The sequence below is a fragment of the Bradyrhizobium sp. SK17 genome (assembly GCF_002831585.1).
Lineage (GTDB): Bacteria > Pseudomonadota > Alphaproteobacteria > Rhizobiales > Xanthobacteraceae > Bradyrhizobium.
This window is the reverse complement of sequence record NZ_CP025113.1, coordinates 1,268,724-1,287,969: the sequence shown is the minus strand read 5'-3', so window position 1 is coordinate 1,287,969 and position 19,246 is coordinate 1,268,724. Positions and strand designations below refer to the sequence as shown.

Sequence of the window (19,246 nt, the reverse complement as noted above, 5' to 3'; positions counted from 1 at the left end):
TCTGATTTAGGAGCCATGGCGCGTCCAAACCACCCGATTTCTGACAAGCATGATCCGGAAAAGTGGGCACCGGTTTTCCGGCATGATCATGCTCAAGCAAAGCTCGATTAGATGATGGGGTTGTAGGTAGGGCCGCGTTTCGCGGCGTTCAACGCAGCGGTCAAGGCTTTGGAGAAACTGGCTTTTTCGTCCGGACCGAGGAAGCTGCCGACGCTGACCCGGCGGCCTCGCGAGACCAGATAAAGCCGCTCGATGCCGAACTCCTCATGTGAGATCTGCTCGAACCGCACCCAGAGCGGATTGAGCACCCATTCCGCGACGTGGCCGCGGTGGCTGACCCGGCGGACGCGCAGTTCCGACGGCGTCACGGTGATCTCTTCGCTGGCCCTGGCGGTGCGGAAATTGACCTTGAACGCCCAGTAGATCACCAGCACGTCGAGGCCGAAGAAGCCGAAGATCGGCCAGGCGCCGAGCCACCAGAACACCGCGCCGGCGACGAAGCTGATCACCGTGACGAACGACATCAGCACGATGAAGCCGGTGCGGTTCAGCGAACGATGCGGCGTCAGCAGCGCCGAGAACAGTTTCGGCTCGGCCTCGGGAGCGCGATCCCCGGCGCCGCTCGTGGGATCAAAGTCGTTGCCTGCGGTCATGACGTGTCAGTATATCCCGTTCATGGCCAAAATCATCCGCTCTCAACGCGCCAGCACGTCAAGCGTTCGGTCCGCGCCGAACAAGAAGGCCGCGAAAGCGGCAAAGCCGCTGCCCAAACCCGTTGCCAAGAAATCTGCCAAGCAGGCGCCGGCAAAGGCGGCCAAGAAAGCTGCAAAGCCGAAGCCATGGACGGCGGCGGAGGTCTATGAGGCCTTCGACCGGTTCCGCAAGGCCAATCCGGAGCCGAAGGGCGAGCTCGAGCATCTCAATCCCTACACGCTGCTGGTTGCGGTGGTGCTGTCGGCACAGGCGACCGACGCCGGCGTCAACAAGGCGACGCGGCCGCTGTTCGAGGTGGCCGACACCCCGGAGAAGATGCTCGCGCTCGGCGAAGACAGAGTGCGCGACTACATCAAGACGATCGGGCTCTACCGCAACAAGGCCAAGAACGTCATCGCGCTCTCGGAGAAGCTGATCGCCGAGTTCGGCAGCGAGGTGCCGCGCACCCGCGCCGAGATCGAGTCGCTGCCCGGTGCCGGGCGCAAGACCGCGAATGTCGTGCTCAACATGGCGTTCGGTGAACGCACGATGGCGGTCGATACCCATGTGTTTCGTGTCGGCAACCGCACAGGCCTCGCACCCGGCAAGACGCCGCTCGAGGTCGAGCTCGGGTTGGAGAAGGTGATCCCGACCGAATTCATGCTGCACGCCCATCACTGGCTGATCCTGCACGGCCGCTACACCTGCCTCGCGCGTGGGCCGCGCTGCGAAGTATGCCTGATCAACGATCTCTGCCGGTGGCCGGAGAAGACCGTCTGAGTCACGATCGGCATGGTGTGCTAATAGGCTCGTCCGGCGTTCCGGTGCGTGACTGAGGAGTGTAACGTGACAGAGCAGGTTCAAGACGGTGTCTCACGCGTCGCCCAGCCGGCTCCTGCTCCCACGACAGCGCCAGTGACACCGAAATCTGCAACCAAAGGCTTCTGGCGCCGCTTCGCAATCCCGCTGTTCGCGGTGCTCGTCGCGCTCGCCTTCGTCGCCGTGGCGACCTCGCGCTGGAACGCGTGGGTCGGCAGCGCCACGATCCAGACGACAGATGATGCCTATGTCCGGGCCGAGCTCACGCAGCTCGCCAGCCGCGTCTCGGGCGAAGTGCTGACGGTTGCCGTCTCCGACTTCCAGCGCGTCAAGGCCGGCGATCTCCTGGTGCAGATCGACCCTGCGGATTACCAGGCGCAGGTCGCGCAGGCCGAGGCCGGCGTGGTCGGTGCCCAGGCAGCGCTCGACAACCTCAACAACCAGGTCGAGCTGCAATATGCCACCATCGCGCAGGCCGAGGCGTCGCGGCTGTCCGCCGAGGCGCAGCAGACCCTGGCAAAGCAGGAGGAGGACCGTCAGCAGTCGCTGTCGCAAACCGATGCCGGCACGCGGCAGCGGCTCGAGCAGGCCACGGCTTCCTACGCCAAGGCGGAGGCCGACGTGAAGGCCAGCCGCGCGGTGATCGCCGCGCAGCGCCATCAGCTCGAGGTCCTGCAAGGCACCAAGAAGCAACGCGCCGCCGATCTCGACGCCGCCAAGGCGCTGCTGGCGTCGGCCAAGCTCAAGCTCGGCTACACCAGGATCGTCGCGCCGTTCGACGGCGTCACCGGCGAGCGCCAGGTGCAGCCGGGCGATTACGTCAACATCGGCACCAATCTGATCAATGTCGTGCCGCTGCCGAACGTCTATGTGATCGCCAACTACAAGGAGACCCAGCTCACCAACGTCAAGCCGGGACAGCCGGTCGAGGTCACGGTCGATACGTTCTCCGGTGAGAGGCTGCGCGGCACCGTCGAGCGCATCGCGCCGGCCAGCGGATCGCAATTCGCGCTGCTGCCGCCCGACAACGCCACCGGCAATTTCACCAAGGTGGTGCAGCGGATTCCGGTCCGGATCCGGTTCGACAAGGGCCAGCCATTGCTCGAGCGGCTGCTGCCCGGCATGTCGGTCGTCACCCGCATCAACACCGGCGAGGCGGCCGCCAATGGCGGAAAGTGACGACCTCGATCGCGGCCCGGTCTCGCGCGGCGACGTCGCGCGCTACCCGCTGTTCGCCGTCGTCGCCGTGCTGCTCGGTGCATTCCTGGCGAATTTCGACAGCCGACTGACCTCGGTCGGACTGCCCGATCTGCGTGGCGCGTTCTCGCTGACCTTCGACGAAGGCGCCTGGCTCTCGACGGCTGCGATCGGCTCGCAGATCTTCGTGGCGCCCGCGGTGGCCTGGCTCGCCACCGTGTTCGGGCTGCGCCGCGTGCTCGGGATCCCGAGCCTGCTCTACGCCGTGGTGTCGCTGGTCATCCCGTTCGTGCACGACTTCGCGCTGCTGATTCCCCTCAGCATCGTGCACGGCATGCTGCTCGGTACTTTCGTGCCGGCGACGCTGATGATCATCCTGCGCAACCTGCCGATCCGCTGGTGGTTGCCGGGGATCGCGATGTATTCGATCCGGGTCGGCTTCGCACTGGACTCGTCGAGCTCGCTGGTCGGGTTCTATGTCGAGCATCTCGGCTGGCAGTGGCTGTATTGGCAGGGCGTGGTGATCGCGCCGCTGATGGGCCTGATGGTCTATCTCGGCACCCCGAACGAGCCGGTCAATCGCGACCTGCTGCATCATGCCGATTGGGGCGGCATGCTGCTGCTCGGCGCCGGCGTGGCGATGGTCTATGCCGGCCTCGATCAGGGCAACCGGCTGGACTGGCTGTCGTCGGGCACCGTGATGGCGCTGTTGATCGGGGGCGGGCTGTTGATCATCGCTTTCATGATCAACGAGATGGTCGCGCCTCGGCCCTGGGCGCATTTCAACGTGCTGTTCTCGCGCAATGTCGGGCTCTCGCTGATCGTCATCCTGCTCTACACGCTGACCAGCCTGTCCAACTCGTCGCTGGTGCCGAATTTCCTCGGCACCGTCACCGCGCTGCGGCCGGAGCAATCGGGCGCGCTGCTGTTCATCTACGGCGCGCTGCCGATGTTCGTGCTGGTGCCGGTCTCGATCGTCCTGCTCCGGCATCTCGATCCGCGTATCGTCGTCGTGCTCGGCTTCGCGGCATTCGCGGCGGCCAATCTCTGGGGCACCCAGCTCAGCCATGTCTGGGCGCGCGAGGACTTCGAAGGTATCGTGCTGCTGACATCGATCGGGCAGGCGTTCACGCTGCTGCCGATCATCGTGATGGCGTTGGCGAACGCCGATCCATCGCGGGCGACGGCTTTCGCGGCCTATATCCAGATCATGCGACTCGGCGGCGCCGAGATCGGCATCGCGTTGATGGGGACCTGGCTGCGTGTCCGCGAGCAGATCCATTCGAACTATCTCGGACAGCATGTCCAGAACGGCGATGTCGACGTCGTCAACCTGCTGAAGCGGCTGGCGGGCGAGTTCTCCAGCCATGGCATGGGGACGGCAATGGCGCGGGCCGTCGGCACGGTCGCAGCGTTGGTGCAGCGCGAGGCCAATACGCTGGCCTATATCGACGGCTTCTGGCTGTGCTTCTGGTTCGCCATCCTGGCGCTGCTCCTGGTCGCCCTGATCACGCGCGCGCCGGAGGGCCCGCTGTCGCCGGTACCGCCTGGCGTCCTGAAGATCGTGATGCGCAGGCTCGGCCTCGCGTCCACCTGACGGCGCAAATCGGCGCCATCAGTCACCGCATCGAGATTTCCTGACGCCGGTTCGGTTCCATCAGTTCGCGGCGCGGGCCGGACAGCCGCTTGTACATGTGGACCATGAACGCCATGCCGAACAGCGGCGTCGCCAGGTTGACGATCGGGATCGAGACGAACGCTGCGATGAACAGGCCGGCGGTGAAGACCGTCGCCGCGTTCTCCTTGCGCATCGCCTTGGCATCATCAGGTGAGCGGAACCGCATCGCCGCGAGCTCGAAATATTCGCGGCCCAAGAGCCACGCGGTCGCGATGAAGAAGATGATGAAGCCCACGCCCGCGAACAGCACGAACGGCAGCGCAACCACGTAGACCAGGATCGTCAGCAGCGCCGTCTTGACGCCTTCGACGGTGGCGAGCGTGACCGGGAGCGCCACGCCGGGATGGTCGGCCGGATAGTGCTCGCGCTCGACATGGTCGGCGACATCGTCGACAAACAGGCTCGCCACCAGCGAGGTGATCGCGGGCATCAGGAAGATGCCGCCGAGCACGACGCCGAGGCCCGCCGCGATCGAGATCACCCACGACAGCACATGCAGCATGGAATGGAAGCCGGGGCCGAGCATGCCCTCGGCCCAGACCTCGCCGGAGTCGGCAAACCAGCTCAGCAGCCGCTGCAATCCGATCGCCAGCACGGTGATCAGCACCAGCGCAAGCCCGATCGAGCGCCACAGGATGGTGCGCATCGGCGGCGACAGGATTTGCGAAAGCGCCTTGACGGCGGCGTCCAACATGATCGGGTTACCTCTAGCAAATGACGAGCGAGAGGTAGCCACCCAATATGGCTTCGGCAAGTGCCGTTTGTGCCGCGGTCAAAGCGTTTTCAACCGAAGCCTGTCCCGCACGTGATGCGGGACGGGCACCGGCTTCGCGCCAAGGAACGCGCGGGGGAACCTAGGCGTCGAGCGGCCTGCCGCGGACGTTGGGTCCCCAGATGCCGATCGCCACGATCACGATGATCATTGCCGCGGTGATCAGGCCGAACACCCCGCCGACGCCGGCCTCCTTCAACATGAACGCCACGATGAAGCCGGAAAAGGTCGCGCTGAGCCGGCTCATCGAATAGACCAGCCCCGCCGCGCGCGCCCGGATCGCGGTCGGGAACACCTCGGTCTGGTAGGCGTGATAGGCGTAGGACAGCGTCATGTTGGCGCCGGTCACCAGCACGCCGCTCGCGATCAGCAGCACCGGCTCGGTGAGCTGCGCGAAGGCGAGGCCGAATACCGCGATCGCGGCGGCGGCGCCGCAGATGATCCATTTGCGCTCGAAGCGATCGGCGAAGGTTGCGGCCAACAGCGGTGCGAGCGGATAGGCGACCGCGATGATGAATGAGTATTGCAGGCTCTTGGTGACGTTGATGCCCTTCTCGACCAGCAACGCCGGAACCCAATTCGAGAAGCCGTAGACGCCGAACGCCTGGCAGAGATTGAAGATCATGAACAGCACGACGAGCGAGGCGTAGGGCGGCCTGAACAGGTCGGCATAGCCGGCTTCGGCCCGTGGGCGCGGCGGCGCCACCGCGGCCGCAACGATGGGGCGAGCCGCCGCTGGACTTGCGGCGGATTCGAGCGTCCGCATGATCCTTTCGGCCTCGGCAGCGCGGCCATGACGAGCCAGCCAGAGCGGGCTCTCCGGCACGTAGAGCCGCAGCACCCAGATGATCATGCTGGCGGCCGCGCCGATCAGCACGACCCAGCGCCAGCCGTCGATGCCGTGCGGCGAGAGCGGCACCAGCCACCACGACAAGGCGGCGACGATCGGCACCGCCGACAGCATCACCGCCTGGTTGATCGCGAAGGCCCGGCCGCGCATCCAGCTCGGCACCAGCTCGGTGATGTAGGCGTCGATCGTGATGACCTCGATGCCGATCCCGATTCCGGCGATGAAGCGCCACAGCAAGAGGCCGCTAGGGTGGTCTGGCACGCCATGATGACGGACGCCGCGCTGTAGAACAGCAGCGACCAGGTGAACACCGCCTTGCGCCCGTAACGATCGGCGAGGAAGCCGAGGCAGAAGGTACCGATGAACAGGCCGGCGAAGGTCGCCGCGACGAAGGCGCCGATCCCGGAGAAGCCGAAGAAGGCCTGGGTCGTCGTGGTCATCAGCCCGCTGCGGGCAAGGCCCGGCGCGATGTAACCGGTGAAGAACAGGTCGTAGATTTCGAAGCAGCCGCCGAGCGAGAGCAGGATCACCAGCCGCCAGACATAGGCGGATGCGGGCAGCGCCTCGAGCCGCCGTGAGATCTGGTCCGGTCCGCTGGTCGTGGTGGCGGGATCGGCAACCGAGCCGAGTTCGATGGCGCTCATGATGGTCCTCCCCGTGTGGTCCAGTGGCCGCCTTTCTTGCGAAGGCGTTCCGGTCGCGCATGTTTGGCAGCCGCAAGCCAGAAATCCAGACGAACATATCGAAGTAATCGTTCGATATTTTCGATCTCAGATCAGGAGCGTTGCTTCCCAGGCGCCGCGGCCGACCTGATCGGCGATCAGGGAGCGGATCAGTCGGCACATTTCCTCCATGACGTAGGTCATCGGGCGGTTGCGCAGGCGGCAGAGATAGAGCGTGCGGGTCAGCGTTGGCTCGACGACCTCGCGCGCGACCAGCAATCGCGCCTTCAACGGCTCGCTGACGAAATGCGTCGTCGCGATCGTGCAGCCGAGGCCCGCGGTCAGCGCGCCGATCATGCCGCTGGTCGAATTGAGATGCAGGATCGCATTGGCCTCGAGCCGCTTCAGCGGCACGGGATCATCCAGCAGCGCACGCGCCGACAGCCCGTGCCGCAGCAGGATCAACGGCAGCCTTGCCACTTCCTCGAAGCTGATCGGTGCCTTCTTGCCGATCAGCTTCTCGGTGCCGACGCAGAACATCTGCTCTTCCAGCACCGGCTCGGCGATCAGGTCTTTTTCGGAAGGCGGATTGTAGACCAGCGCCAGATCGACGTCGGAGCTCAGCAGGTGCAGCAGCGTCGCGCCCGACAGGCTCTCGGTCAGCGACAGTTTCAGGTTGGGATATTTGGTCAGCACCGTCCGCATCAGCGGCACGCCGATCGCCTTCATCCCGGAATTGGCCATGCCGATCGAGATATCGCCCGCGATCTCGCTGCCGCCTTCCTTGATCTCGCGCTCGGCCGCTGCCATGGCGCGCAGGATGATGCGGGCATGCTCGTAGAGCCGCTCGCCCGCGGCGGTCGGTTCCATGCCGCGTGGCTTGCGCTCGAACAGCAGGGTGGCGAACTCAGCTTCGAGGTTGGCGATGTGGTGGCTGAGCGCGGATTGCGCGACATTGGCCTGGTCCGCCGCCCGCGACAGGTTGCGCTGCTCGTAGACGGCGATGAAATAGCGAAGCTGGCGCGAATCCATCGGGGTTCAGCGTTCTGGAATGACGAACACACTATTCGACAGATTATATTTTTCAGATAGCGTACGGAAGCCTAACCTGTGCCGATCAGGGAGCGTTTTCGCCCGACGAAAACGCGCCGAAACCAGAGCGCAACGAGCACGGAGAAACCGATGACCGGGAGCGGATTGCCGCTGGAGGGCGTGAGGGTCGTCGAGATGACCCACATGGTGATGGGGCCGACCTGCGGCATGATCCTGGCGCAACTCGGCGCCGAGGTCATCAAGGTCGAACCTCCCGCCGGCGACAAGACGCGCTCGCTCGGCGGCATGGGCGTCTCGTTCTTTCCGCTGTTCAACCGTGGCAAGCGCAGCGTCGTGCTCGATCTGGCCAGGCCCGAGGATCGCGAGACGATGCACCTTCTGCTCGCCAGCGCCGATGTGTTCCTGGAGAATTTTCGCGACGGCCAGCTCGACAAGCAGGGGCTCGGGCCTGAAGAACTGCGCGCGAAATATCCGCATCTGATCATCGCCGGCCACAAGGGCTTTCTCTCCGGCCCCTATGATCATCGGCCGGCGCTCGACGAGGTCGTGCAGATGATGTCGGGGCTCGCCGCGATGACCGGCACGCGCGACAAGCCGCAGCGCGTCGGCTCCTCCGCCAACGACATCATGGGCGGCATGTTCGGGGTGATCTCGATCCTCGCCGCGCTCTATCAGAAGCGCGGCGGCAACGAGAACGGCGCCGACATCCGCATCGGCCTGTTCGAGAATTGCCTGTTCCTGGTCGCCCAGCACATGGTCGAATACGAGATGACCGGGCGTAAGCCGCGCTCGATGCCGGAGCGCGAGCATGCCTGGCCGATCTACGACATCTTCGATGCCGCCGGCGGCGACCGCATCTTCATCGGCGTCGTCACCGAAGGTCACTGGCAGAGCTTCTGCCGCGAGTTTGGCCTGACCGAATTCGCCGACGATCCGACGCTGCGCACCACGACAGACCGCATCATGGCGCGCGACCGCATCATTCCGCGCGTCGCCGAGGTGATCAAGCGCTGGAAGGTGGCCGACCTCTCGGCGCGGCTCGACGCACTGAACATCTGCTTCTCGCCGATCAACCGGCCGGAGGATTTGTTGCAGGACCCGCACGTGCTGCGCCCCGGCGGGCTGGTCAACAATTTGAACGCCGACGGCAAGCCGTTCCGTGTCCCGGCGCTGCCGCTCGAATGGAACGGCCACAATATCGGCGAAGGCCTGAAGGTGCCGGTGCTCGGCGCCGATACCGAGGCGGTACGCGCCGAGCTCGACCAGCAGACAATTTCATCAACCGGCAACGCTGCGTGAGGCTGACATGACCCGCGTCCACGACATCTATCCCGACAACAGAGTGAGCTTGCGCGAGGTCGGCCTGCGCGATGGCCTGCAACTGGTGAAGACCTTCCCGTCGACCGCGGCGAAGCAACGCTGGGTGCGCGACGAATATGCCGCCGGCGTCCGGCATTTCGAGGTCGGCTCGTTCCTGCCGGCCAGGACCTTCCCGCAATTCGTCGATGTCCGCGACGTCGTCGCCACCATCGCGGCGCTGCCCGGTGCGCACGGCGTCGCGTTGGCGCTGAACGAGCGTGGCGTCAACGAGGCGCTGGCCTCCGGCGTCGCCGAGATCGCCTCGGTGGTGTCGGCGACCGAGGAGCACAGCCAGGCCAATGCCAACCGCTCGCGCGAATCGGCGATCGAGAACATCAGGCGGCTCTGTGAGTTGCGCGACGCCAGCGCGCACAAGCCGCTGGTCAATGCCGCGATCTCGATGGGGCTGGGTTGCTCGATCGTCGGTCCGGTCGATCCGAGCGAGGTGCTGCGCCTCACCGAGAAGCTCTACGAGGTCGGCGTCGACATGGTCGCGATCGCCGATACCGTCGGCTATGCCGGGCCGAAGGCGGTTGGCGAGCTGACGCGTGGTGCGGTGAAGATCGCGGGATCGAAGCCGGTCTGCGTCCATCTGCACGACACGCGCGGCATGGGCATCGCCAACGCCTCCGCCGCGCTCGATGAGGGCGCCCGCGTGCTCGACGGTTCGCTCGGCGGCCTCGGCGGCTGTCCGTTCGCGCCGGGCGCCACCGGCAATGTGGTGTTCGAGGATCTCGTCTTCCTGTGCGAAAGCAAGGGATTTCCGACCGGCATCGATCTCGACCGGTTGGTCGAGGTGCGATCGATCTTGAAAGCCGAGATGCCGGGCGAAGCGCTCTATGGCGGCCTCGCCCGCGCCGGCCTGCCGCGCGGCGCTAAAGCGAAGGCGGCGTGACTTTCTCCCTCGCCCCGCTCTTGTCCGCCGACGCCCGCCTTTGGGCGAAGGCGGATGCGGGGAGAGGTAGGCTTACTCAATCATGCGTATGTTTATGTCCTCGCTTGCGCGGCTTCTTGTCCGCCGCCGTCGGGATCATCACGACGCGGCCGTAACGCACGCCGCGCTCGGCGATGACATGATCGGCGAGATGGCGGACCTCGCTGCTGGCGCCCTTCAGCGCGGTCACCTCCATGCAGCTATCGTCGTCGAGATGGACATGCAGCGTCGCCAGTGACAGGTCGTGATGGCCGTGGAAATTCTGCACCAGGCGTTTCGACAGGTCGCGCGCGGCGTGATCATAGACATAGACCAGCGCGGCGACGCATTGCCCTGACGGGGTCGCCTCAGCGCCTTGCTGGAGACCGGCGCGCGTCAGGTCGCGGATGATCTCGGAGCGGTTCTGATAGCCGCGCGCTTCGGCGGCGGCGTCGATCTCCGCGAGCAGGTCATCCTCGATGGTGATGGTGATGCGTTGCATGGGCTATCCGTGTTGCTGAGCGCGAATATGATATATTTCTTGTAACGTCATACCGTGCTTGCTAGCGTTCGCTGGTCGGGATGGGTTGAAGCTGGTGCGGTCGTCGCGTGACTGTAACAGGTATCACGCGGGGGCATGGGTGTTGCGTCGTTCTGTATGGCGGATATTTCCCGCCGCCGCATCCATTGCAGCGTTCGCACCGGCCGCCGAAGCGCAGATGGTTGCCGCCACATCCGGACAACTGCCGCCGGTGACGGTGACGTCGCCCGATCAGACCTCGCCCAGGCGTGCCAAGCCCTCCCAGCGCCTGCATCCTGTCGCCGCCCGCGTCCGCAGGCCGGCTGCGCCGCAAGCTAATCAACCCACTTCTGCCGCCGGCGGCATCACCGGCGGCGCTGCCACCATATCCGGCAATCTGCAGCCGACCGCCGCGAGCGAGCGGCAGATCAGCGGCGAGGAATTGAATGCGCGACCGGTGTCGCGCGTCGGCGAAGTCCTGGAGGCGGTGCCGGGGCTGATCGTCACTCAGCATTCCGGCGAAGGCAAAGCCAACCAGTATTTCCTGCGCGGCTTCAATCTCGATCACGGCACCGATCTCGCCATCACCGTCGACGGCATGCCGGTCAACATGCCGACCCATGGCCACGGCCAGGGCTATGCCGACATCAACTTCCTGATCCCCGAGCTGATCCAGTCGGTCGACGTCCGCAAGGGTCCGTATTTTGCGGACAAGGGCGATTTCGCGTCGGCCGGCGCGGTCGACATCAACTATCTCAACGGGCTGCCGAAGAATATCGCCGAGATCACGGTCGGCAGCTTCGGCTATCAGCGCGCGATGGCCGCGGGCTCGACCAAGGTCGGCGACGGCACCTTGCTCGCAGCTTTCGAGGCGAACAAATACAACGGCCCGTGGGACGTGCCTGACAATATCCGCAAGCTGAACGGCGTGCTGCGCTACAGCCAGGGCACCGCGACCGACGGCTTCTCGCTGACCGCGATGGCCTATTCTAACGGCTGGAATTCGACCGACCAGGTGGCGCAGCGCGCGATCGACCAGGGCCTGATCGACCGCTACGGCTCGCTCAATCCGACCGACGGCGGCACCTCGAGCCGGTTCAGCCTGTCGGGCAGTTGGGCGCAGTCAAGCGACTACGGCCAGACCAAGCTCAACGCCTATGTGATCCGCTCGTCGCTGCAACTCTATAACGACTTCACCTACTTCCTCGACGATCCCGTCAATGGCGACCAGTTCAGCCAGACCGACAGGCGCACTGTCTATGGTGTCGACGCCAGCCACGCCTTCGATGTCCGTATCGCTGGGATCGATACCCAGACCCGGGTCGGCGTGCAGACCCGCTATGACGACATCAACGTCGGCCTGTTCAAGACCGCGCAGCGCGAGATCCTGTCCACCGTGCGCAACGATCAGGTGCAGGAAGGCAGCGTCGCGCTGTGGGCCGATACCACCGCGCGCTGGACCGACTGGCTACGCACCACGGTTGGCGTCCGCGAGGATTATTTCGCCGGCCATGTGCTGAGCGATACGCCGCAGAATTCCGGCAACGCGCAGGCGGCGATGACGAGCCCGAAGGCCGGCATCGTGCTCGGTCCATGGGCCAAGACCGAGTTCTATGGCAATGCCGGCTTCGGCCTGCATTCCAACGATATCCGCGGTGCGACCATCACGGTCGATCCCAACGACAAGGTGACGCCGCTCGAACGCGTGCCGCTGCTGGTGCGCTCGAAGGGCGCCGAGCTCGGCATCCGCACCAAGGCGATCGACGGGCTGACCTCGTCGCTTGCGGTGTTCGTGCTCGATTTCGATTCCGAATTGCTGTTCGTCGGCGACGCCGGCACCACCGAGCCGAGCCGGCCGAGCCGGCGCGTCGGCGTCGAGTGGACCAACCAGTACAAGGTGCTGCCGTGGATGAGCTTCGATTTCGATCTCGCCTATACCCGCGCCCGCTTCACCGATTTTGATCCGGTCGGCAATTTCATCCCCGGAGCGCCGGCCTGGGTCGCCAGCGGCGGCGTCACCTTCGGCCGCGACACCGGCTGGTTCGGCAGCCTGCGCGCCCGCTATTTCGGCCCGCGCCCGCTGATCGAGGACGACAGCGTGCGCTCGATGTCGTCGTTCATCGTCAACGCCCGTGCCGGCTACAAATTCGACAACGGGATGCGGCTGCAACTCGACGTCCTCAATCTCTTCAACGCCCAGACCAACCAGATCGAATACTACTATCTGTCGCGGTTGCCCGGCGAGCCGATCGACGGCGTCGGCGACCGCCATGTGCATCCGGCCGAGCCGCTCGCCGTCCGGCTGACGCTGGCGGCGACGTTCTGATCAGTCATAGGCGCGGCGGTTCGAGCTGAAATCCTCGACCTCGGGGTGAACGGCGGGCGTTGCGTCATACGGCGGTACGATCAGCATCACGACCCGCCGGGTCCGGCCGGGCCGGCCCAGCAGCATCGCCCTGGCATCGAACTCGGCGCGGATGACATCGGTCGCGCGCAAGGTCGTGCGTGCCATCCAGTTCAGGCAATCCGGCTGGTCGGAGAAGCACAATGCGGCCCAGCCGCGATCAAGCGTGGTCTTGCGCGGCAAGCCCCAGGTGTATTGATAGGCAAACGGCCGCGAATAGAACGGATGGTCCGGACTGTAGAACGCAGCGGCGAAGGCCAGCGCATCGTCGCCGCTGACCGCCGTGAGCGGCGTCGTGGCGGCGGCGTGCCATCGTGTGGTGAGCTCCGCCGCGACGGCATGATAGAAGTCGCGGCCCTCCTCATAGCCGTGAGCGTTGCGATAGAGCGCGTGCAGCGGCGCTCCGACGACGACTGCGAGAACGGCGATCCCGGCGACCATCACCGTCAGGTTGACGACGTAGAAGCGCTCGATCGGATAGCTCGTTGCGCATACGGTCAGAACGACGAACAGAAACAGGCCTTGCACCGCCCACAGCGATGGCAGATCGGTGCCGACCGCCAGCGAGACGAGGGCCGGAAACATGATGGTTCCGATCGCGATCAGCAGTAGCAGACGGAGCCCTGCGTTCATCGCGCGGAAATCCGCCGGCCATTGCGCGAGCCTTCGGCCGGCAATGAACACCCAGGTCACCGCCGCGACCGAGAGCGCCGCGCTCAGCCCCATGATGAAGTAAGCAACTTCCCACAGCGCCGCGACATGATCGGCGCCGGCATGCGCGAGCGCATAGTCGAACGTGGTCGCGCCTGTCGTGGCGAGCCAGTGCAGATGTGCTCCAAGCACGAGCGTTCCCGCCAGCGTCGAGATCCAGGGCGAACCCGACAGCAAATAGCGGCGGCGGTCCGGATGCAGCACGGCGGCAAAGCCGAAGCTCGCGACCAGGAAGATCGAATAATATTTGCCGAGCATCGCGAGCGCGCAGGCCGCACCGGCCGCGATCGCCCACCCGATCTGCTTCGGTGCCTCGAACGCCCGCAGGAAGCAGTAAGTCGCCAGCGGCCAGGATGCCAGCAGCACCGTGTTGGCGTTGAAGCGCTGGGCGTGGAATTGATAGACCGGCAGCAGCATCAACAGCAGCAGCACGATCACCCGCTTCTCGCCACGCACGAAGCGGCGCGAGATCAAGTCGACCGCCCAGAGCGCCGCGGCTGCATTGACCATCGCCATCAGCTGCAGCGACCAATCGGTGAGGGGGAAGATCGTGGTCCAGCCCCGCGCGATCCAGCCCATCAGCGGCGGATGTTTGGGATATCCCCATGCGAGATGGCGGCCGAGCGTCCAGGTCTCGAGCACGTCGGGATGCAGGCCGGCGCCGAGATAGGCGATGACGAGGTAGCCGGTCCAGATCGCGACAAAGAGCGCGAGCAGCAGCGGGATCGACCAGCCGGTCTCGACCCCCTCCAGCCATGTGATGAACGGACGGCGCCAGCGCGCCGGATCCTTGTCCGACGCCGCGGCCATCGCCGAGAAACTGATCAACGAAACACCGTAAAACTACCGAAAGAAAATATGCCGAAGCGCGCGCACCCTAGTGATGCGTCCGCGAGAACTCAACGGCGAAGCCAGGCAATGAGACGGATTCCAGGCGGGATCGATGAAGCTGTTCGCGGCGATTTAACCACTCCGGCGCGGCGCCGGCGCCGTGTCACACCGGTGCGGTCTCGGCCGTCGTCACTTCTGCAGCCGGAAGCGCCGCCTCCTCGTCAATCGCTTCAGGAATAAGCGGCGGCGACTTGCATTCTGGAAACACACCGAATTCGCCGGCTACCTCCTGGAGCGGCTTCTGCTTGTCGGCCCAGTGCAGGGCCGTGTAGTCGAAACCGTGCACGATGGTGGGTTTGACGATTTCGAAATAGGGCGAGATGTCGAAATCGCGCGGCATGTAGAGCGAGGAATCGCGGATATGCAGGATCTCGCGGCGCGCCTTGCGGCTGGCGGCACGCGTGATCTTGGGCAGGATCGGATAGCGCACGGCGTCGAACGCCTGCGCGATCAGCGCCGAGCAGATGATCTTGGTCGGATCGCCGGAGCCAAACGCGATCATGCGCCGCCGCCAGCGCTGCGGGATCGGCAGCGGAAACAGGTAGCGCGCCAGATCGACGATGTTCTTGGTGTCGTAGCCGAAGCCGATGCGGTTGATCGCATAGCGGCACACCGTGGTGCGGTCCTCGTAGGACAAACCGACCGGCCGGCAGAGCCTGGTGTGATAGGTGAAATATTTCGACAGCGGCGCGGAGGTCACGCCTTCGCCGACATTGGCCTCGATCAGCACGTGCTGTTCGCCGTCAGGTTCGAATGCGCCGTCGATCGGTCCGACGAACAGCGCGGCATGCGACCAAGTCGACTGCGTCAGGTATTTGATGATGCCGGAGATACGGTTGTTGCCCTCGACGAGGAGGACATCGCCTTCTTGGATGATGCCGCGCAGATGGTCGGGGTCGCTCGGCGTGAACGGCTCGTAGCCGGGCACTTCCTTCGACAAGTACCCCGCGATCCATTTACCAACGGTATCGAGCATCACGCCCATGGATTCCCCCAGCGGTTCTATGACCGCTTGTTTTCACCTAATCATGGTCGCAAGCCGTTGCAATTTAGTTCATGCGCTCAATCGATCAATCATGATTGATTTACCATGAGTGTTGCTGCGGTCGGTGAGATGCGGCACAGTTCGCGAAGCGTTCCCATTCCCTGCAAGCCCCCGGAAACCATGCCAGAAGCTATGTCATGCCAGTGACCCGCCGCGATTTCCTGTCGGCGTCGGCGGCTCTCGCTCTGGCGCCGGTGCTGGGCGGCCGGGCCGTTGCTGCGCCGCTGCCGCGCGAGGCCGACATCGTCGTGATCGGCGCCGGGGCCGCAGGCATCGCCGCGGCGCGACGGATCGCTGCGGCGAACCGCAAGGTGATCGTGGTGGAGGCGTCGGGCCAGGTCGGCGGCCGCTGCCAGACCGACGCAACGACATTCGATGCGCCGTTCGACCGTGGCGCGCGCTGGATGCACAATCCCGAAACCAATCCGATGATCCGGCTGGCGCGTTCCGCGGGCCTCGACATCGTCACGGCGCCCGCGGGCCAGAAGATTCGCATCGGCCGGCGCTACGCCCGTCCCGGCGAGACCGAGGAATTCCTGGCCGCGCTGGTGCGCGCCAATCGCGCTATCGACGACGCCTCGCGCAAGGCCGATATCGCCTGCGCCGCTGCGATGCCGAAGGACCTCGGCGATTGGGCCGGCACCGCCGAATTCCTGCTCGGCGCCAATTTCAGCGGCAAGGACCTGAAGGACCTCTCCGCCGTCGACAAGGTGCGCGCGCAGGATCGCAACACCGCGATCGCCTGCCGGCAGGGCCTCGGCGCGCTGATCGCGAAGCTCGGCGAGGGCCTGCCGCTCGTGCTGTCGACGCCGGCGCAGCGCATCCTGTGGAGCAATCGCGACGTCACGGTCGAGACGGCCTCCGGCAAGATCGTCGCGCGCGCCGCCATCGTCACCGTGTCGAGCAACGTGCTGGCGAGCGGCAATATCAAGTTTGCGCCCGAGCTTCCGAAGCGTTCGCTGGATGCCGCCGCCAAACTCAGCCTCGGCAGCTATGATCGCATCGCGCTGGAGATTCCGGGCAACCCGCTCGGGCTGTCGCGCGACGACGTCATCATCGAGCAGAGCAATTCGACCAAGACCGCGCTGCTCTACGGCAACATCGCCGGCTCCTCGCTGTGCACGATCGACGTCGCGGGCTCGTTCGGCCGCGAGCTGTCGGCGCAGGGCGAGAAGGCGATGATTGCGTTCGCGGTGGAATGGCTGACGCGGCTCTATGGCAGCGAGGTCGGAGCATCCATCAAGAAGACCAGTGCGACGCGCTGGAATGCATCGCCCTTCATCCTCGGTGCGATGTCGGCGGCGGCACCGGGCGCGCAGTTCTCCCGCCGGATCCTGACCGAGCCGATCGGCGCGATGTATCTCGCGGGCGAGGCCACCCACGAGACGCTGTGGGGGACCGTCGACGGCGCCTGGGAGAGTGGCGAGCGTGCCGCCGATGCCGCGCTGCGCAGGATCGGCGGGGTGAAGGAGGCTGCGCCGGAGACGCCGGCGCCTGCCGCAAGACACAAGCGCCGCACGCCGCGTCGCTCGGCGGAGCCGATGAATTGAGCGTGGGGTGAGATCGGGCGTCGCTGCTGGATGCGCAAGGCTTGCGTCGTCGGGCAAATCAGTGGCATGAGCGCGCCGCTCTATCCACGTCGCCACTGCGGGGCTCGCGAAGCGAGAGCCCGGAATCCATTTATCTACGATGCATGCGGCCCGATGGATTCCGGGCTCGACGCTACGCGTCGCCCCGGAATGACGTAGCAAGCCTCACACCGGCAGCTTCAGCTCCATCAGATCCTTCGCCACCACGATCCGGCCCTTGAAGTTCGTCTTCACGTCGCGGGTCCAGTCGTCATCGGTGACATCGGGATCGTCGCCGGGGACGAAGTGGCTCAGGACCAGCGTCTTGACGCCGGCGGCAGCGGCGATGCGGCCGACGTCCTCGGTCGAGGTGTGGCTGTCGAGCAGATGCTTCTTCAGCGTCGCGCCGTTCTTGGTCTTCGCTACCAGCCGATCGACCGCGGGGATATAGAGGCATTCGTGCACCAGCACGTCGGCTCCCTTGGCGAACTCGGCGAGCTTCGGATTGTAGGCGGTGTCGCTGGAAAACACGACGATGCCATCCGGCGTCTCGAACTTGTAGGCAAAGTTGTCCGTGATCGGCGGATGCGGCGTGCGGAACGCGGTGACGGTGACATCCGGTGTCTTCAGCACCACGCCGTCGTCGGTGATGTCCTTCGCGATCAGGAGCTTGCGCGGATCGGGGCGGCCTTCGTCCGCGATCCGGGTCTCGACGTCGAACTTGTTCAGCTCCCAGTATTCCCTTGTCATCGCCTCGATGCCCTTGGGACCGAACGAGTGGATCGGCGTCGAGAGGCCCGCTGCCCAGGCGTTGTAGAACAGATTGCCGTATTCGAGATTGTGATCGGAATGATGGTGGCTGATGAAGATGTATTTCACCGACGGAATCGGCACGCCGGCGTTGACTAGCTGCCGGCTGACGCCCATGCCGCAATCGATCACGATCGGGGTGTCGTTGACGACCAGCAGATTGGCGGGATTGGAAGCGCCGGTGCCGACGCGCGGGCCACCCTTGGTGCCGAGGAACACGATGCGTGTGCGCGGCTTCGTGGCTTGCGCGCGCACCGCCGGCGTCGCGAGCAGTGCGGCGCTTCCGAGCGCCAGTTTCAATGCATTGCGGCGATCGATCATCGGTTCCTCTCCCTTGACTTTATCCGGTCGGACCGAGCCTAGAGCCTTTCCCGCTCCGATGGAATCGGAACGGGGCTCTGGGTTCTTGTCTTGGCGCGTTTTCTTCACGCGAACCGGTATCCACTTCGCTCGAAAATGCTCTAGCCTCCGCGCAAAATGCCATCAAGCGCCGGCAGGCCGACGATGACGGCGGCGGCGATAAGCGCGTAGCAGATCGCGCGAAACATCTGCTCGCTGGCCTTGCCGAACAGCGAGGCGCCGAACCAGACGCCGATGCCATAGATTGGACCGACGATCAGCGAGAACTTGGCCGATTCGATCGTGATCAGTCCGGTGAACCAGTAGCTGACCAGCGAGAAGAAATCCGAGGCGCCGAAGAACAGCACGATGTTGGCGCGCGAGATCACCGATGAGATCGGGCGTCCCAGCCAGTAGGCGACGATCGGCGGGCCGCCGGTCTGCGCGAGGCCGCTGCAAAAGCCCGAGAGGCCGCCGACGCCGATCGAGAGCGCGGCGTGATCCTTGCCGTGGTAGCGCCAGCCCGACAGCAATAGCACCAGCAGCGCCGCGACGAAGCCGGAGATGATCCAGCGCGTGGTCACCGGGTCGAGCACGGTGAGGAAATAGGTGCCGATGGGAACGCCGACCAGCGCACCGGCCACCATGACAGCGGTCGCCTTGCGGTCGGCGTGGGTCCAGGCATTCGGCAGCATCGGCGTGGCGGCGATGAAATCGATGATCAGCAGCAGCGCCGCCACCAGCCGCGGCGCCGCAACGCTGCTGGCGAGCGGCATGAAGATCAGCGCCGAGCCGAACCCGGAGAAGCCGCGCGCGGTGCCCGACACGAAGGCGATCGCGCAGATCGCCAGCGCGATGTTGGTCGAGATGTCGGAGGGGATGAGGGAGAGGGAGGCCATGGGAGGTGTCTCTTACCTCGCCCCGTAAGAACGGGGCGAGGGAGCAGACCATCTTCGCGTCGC

At 65.2% G+C, this 19,246-nt stretch carries 15 protein-coding genes and 1 pseudogene; 7 read left to right on the top strand and 9 right to left on the bottom strand.

Annotated features, from left to right (window positions below; translation table 11 throughout):
* Positions 1-107: 107 nt before the first annotated feature.
* Positions 108-653: a DUF2244 domain-containing protein gene (locus tag CWS35_RS05935; RefSeq protein ID WP_024584273.1), complete on the bottom strand. Its 546-nt coding sequence runs from the start codon at positions 651-653 to the stop codon at positions 108-110.
* A gap of 22 nt (positions 654-675) precedes the next feature.
* Here CWS35_RS05935 and nth point away from each other — a divergent pair, with 22 nt between their 5' ends.
* The 3 genes from nth (at position 676) to CWS35_RS05920 (ending at position 4,306) form a co-directional block, all read left to right on the top strand.
* On the top strand, positions 676-1,473 hold the full coding sequence (gene nth / locus CWS35_RS05930) for an endonuclease III (RefSeq protein WP_210202771.1): 798 nt from the start codon (positions 676-678) through the stop codon (positions 1,471-1,473).
* A gap of 135 nt (positions 1,474-1,608) precedes the next feature.
* The gene (locus CWS35_RS05925) at positions 1,609-2,691 is read left to right on the top strand and encodes an HlyD family secretion protein (protein ID WP_043855180.1); all 1,083 of its coding nucleotides are present in this window, start codon (positions 1,609-1,611) and stop codon (positions 2,689-2,691) included.
* Positions 2,678-4,306 (top strand): MFS transporter, encoded by a 1,629-nt coding sequence (locus tag CWS35_RS05920; RefSeq protein ID WP_100951273.1) that lies wholly within the window; start codon positions 2,678-2,680, stop codon positions 4,304-4,306. Before CWS35_RS05925 ends, CWS35_RS05920 begins: the two co-directional genes overlap by 14 nt.
* Positions 4,307-4,328: 22 nt before the next feature.
* Here CWS35_RS05920 and CWS35_RS05915 read toward each other — a convergent pair whose 3' ends face one another.
* The 3 genes and pseudogenes from CWS35_RS05915 to CWS35_RS05905 form a co-directional block, all read right to left on the bottom strand.
* Positions 4,329-5,081, bottom strand: a complete 753-nt coding sequence (locus tag CWS35_RS05915) for a sulfate transporter family protein (RefSeq protein WP_024584277.1) — start codon at positions 5,079-5,081, stop codon at positions 4,329-4,331.
* 160 nt (positions 5,082-5,241) lie between these two features.
* A pseudogene (locus tag CWS35_RS05910) lies at positions 5,242-6,653 on the bottom strand (MFS transporter).
* 126 nt (positions 6,654-6,779) lie between these two features.
* Positions 6,780-7,703, bottom strand: a complete 924-nt coding sequence (locus CWS35_RS05905) for a LysR family transcriptional regulator (protein WP_100951271.1) — start codon at positions 7,701-7,703, stop codon at positions 6,780-6,782.
* A gap of 150 nt (positions 7,704-7,853) precedes the next feature.
* On the opposite strand from CWS35_RS05905, the gene CWS35_RS05900 reads away from it, so the two are divergent.
* Positions 7,854-9,023, top strand: coding sequence for a CaiB/BaiF CoA-transferase family protein (locus tag CWS35_RS05900; RefSeq protein ID WP_100951269.1), 1,170 nt, complete (start codon positions 7,854-7,856; stop codon positions 9,021-9,023).
* 7 nt (positions 9,024-9,030) lie between these two features.
* A complete protein-coding gene (locus CWS35_RS05895; RefSeq protein WP_100951267.1) occupies positions 9,031-9,978 on the top strand; it encodes a hydroxymethylglutaryl-CoA lyase in 948 nt (315 codons plus the stop codon).
* 76 nt (positions 9,979-10,054) lie between these two features.
* Here CWS35_RS05895 and nikR read toward each other — a convergent pair whose 3' ends face one another.
* Positions 10,055-10,498, bottom strand: a complete 444-nt coding sequence (nikR, locus tag CWS35_RS05890) for a nickel-responsive transcriptional regulator NikR (protein ID WP_100951266.1) — start codon at positions 10,496-10,498, stop codon at positions 10,055-10,057.
* Between the two features lie 217 nt (positions 10,499-10,715).
* On the opposite strand from nikR, the gene CWS35_RS05885 reads away from it, so the two are divergent.
* Positions 10,716-12,842, top strand: coding sequence for a TonB-dependent receptor (locus tag CWS35_RS05885; protein ID WP_100951264.1), 2,127 nt, complete (start codon positions 10,716-10,718; stop codon positions 12,840-12,842).
* Here the strand turns inward: CWS35_RS05885 and CWS35_RS05880 are convergent, their stop codons facing one another.
* Both CWS35_RS05880 and CWS35_RS05875 read right to left on the bottom strand, forming a co-directional pair.
* Positions 12,843-14,441 (bottom strand): glycosyltransferase family 39 protein, encoded by a 1,599-nt coding sequence (locus tag CWS35_RS05880; protein WP_100951262.1) that lies wholly within the window; start codon positions 14,439-14,441, stop codon positions 12,843-12,845.
* A 184-nt stretch (positions 14,442-14,625) separates the two neighbouring features.
* Positions 14,626-15,507, bottom strand: coding sequence for a YiiX/YebB-like N1pC/P60 family cysteine hydrolase (locus CWS35_RS05875; RefSeq protein WP_245438884.1), 882 nt, complete (start codon positions 15,505-15,507; stop codon positions 14,626-14,628).
* Between the two features lie 197 nt (positions 15,508-15,704).
* On the opposite strand from CWS35_RS05875, the gene CWS35_RS05870 reads away from it, so the two are divergent.
* Entirely contained in the window at positions 15,705-17,117 is a 1,413-nt protein-coding gene (locus CWS35_RS05870; RefSeq protein WP_100951260.1) for an NAD(P)/FAD-dependent oxidoreductase, read from the top strand.
* A 204-nt stretch (positions 17,118-17,321) separates the two neighbouring features.
* On the opposite strand, the gene CWS35_RS05865 is transcribed toward CWS35_RS05870, so the two are convergent.
* Together CWS35_RS05865 and CWS35_RS05860 are read right to left on the bottom strand one after the other, a co-directional pair.
* Positions 17,322-18,266 carry an MBL fold metallo-hydrolase gene (locus CWS35_RS05865; protein ID WP_100951258.1) on the bottom strand — a complete coding sequence of 315 codons (945 nt, stop codon included), beginning with the start codon at positions 18,264-18,266 and terminating at the stop codon, positions 17,322-17,324.
* 140 nt (positions 18,267-18,406) lie between these two features.
* A complete protein-coding gene (locus tag CWS35_RS05860; RefSeq protein WP_100951256.1) occupies positions 18,407-19,183 on the bottom strand; it encodes a sulfite exporter TauE/SafE family protein in 777 nt (258 codons plus the stop codon).
* Between the last annotated feature and the right edge of the window lie 63 nt (positions 19,184-19,246).

Coding starts and splice junctions, on each gene's coding strand:
- CWS35_RS05860 (WP_100951256.1), bottom strand. CDS start 19,183: ATGGCCTCCCTCTCCCTCATCCCCTCCGACATCTCGACCAACATCGCG.
- CWS35_RS05875 (WP_245438884.1), bottom strand. CDS start 15,507: ATGGGCGTGATGCTCGATACCGTTGGTAAATGGATCGCGGGGTACTTG.
- nth (WP_210202771.1), top strand. CDS start 676: ATGGCCAAAATCATCCGCTCTCAACGCGCCAGCACGTCAAGCGTTCGG.
- CWS35_RS05880 (WP_100951262.1), bottom strand. CDS start 14,441: ATGGCCGCGGCGTCGGACAAGGATCCGGCGCGCTGGCGCCGTCCGTTC.
- CWS35_RS05900 (WP_100951269.1), top strand. CDS start 7,854: ATGACCGGGAGCGGATTGCCGCTGGAGGGCGTGAGGGTCGTCGAGATG.
- CWS35_RS05895 (WP_100951267.1), top strand. CDS start 9,031: ATGACCCGCGTCCACGACATCTATCCCGACAACAGAGTGAGCTTGCGC.
- CWS35_RS05870 (WP_100951260.1), top strand. CDS start 15,705: ATGCCAGTGACCCGCCGCGATTTCCTGTCGGCGTCGGCGGCTCTCGCT.
- CWS35_RS05935 (WP_024584273.1), bottom strand. CDS start 653: ATGACCGCAGGCAACGACTTTGATCCCACGAGCGGCGCCGGGGATCGC.
- nikR (WP_100951266.1), bottom strand. CDS start 10,498: ATGCAACGCATCACCATCACCATCGAGGATGACCTGCTCGCGGAGATC.
- CWS35_RS05885 (WP_100951264.1), top strand. CDS start 10,716: ATGGTTGCCGCCACATCCGGACAACTGCCGCCGGTGACGGTGACGTCG.
- CWS35_RS05865 (WP_100951258.1), bottom strand. CDS start 18,266: ATGATCGATCGCCGCAATGCATTGAAACTGGCGCTCGGAAGCGCCGCA.
- CWS35_RS05905 (WP_100951271.1), bottom strand. CDS start 7,703: ATGGATTCGCGCCAGCTTCGCTATTTCATCGCCGTCTACGAGCAGCGC.
- CWS35_RS05915 (WP_024584277.1), bottom strand. CDS start 5,081: ATGTTGGACGCCGCCGTCAAGGCGCTTTCGCAAATCCTGTCGCCGCCG.
- CWS35_RS05920 (WP_100951273.1), top strand. CDS start 2,678: ATGGCGGAAAGTGACGACCTCGATCGCGGCCCGGTCTCGCGCGGCGAC.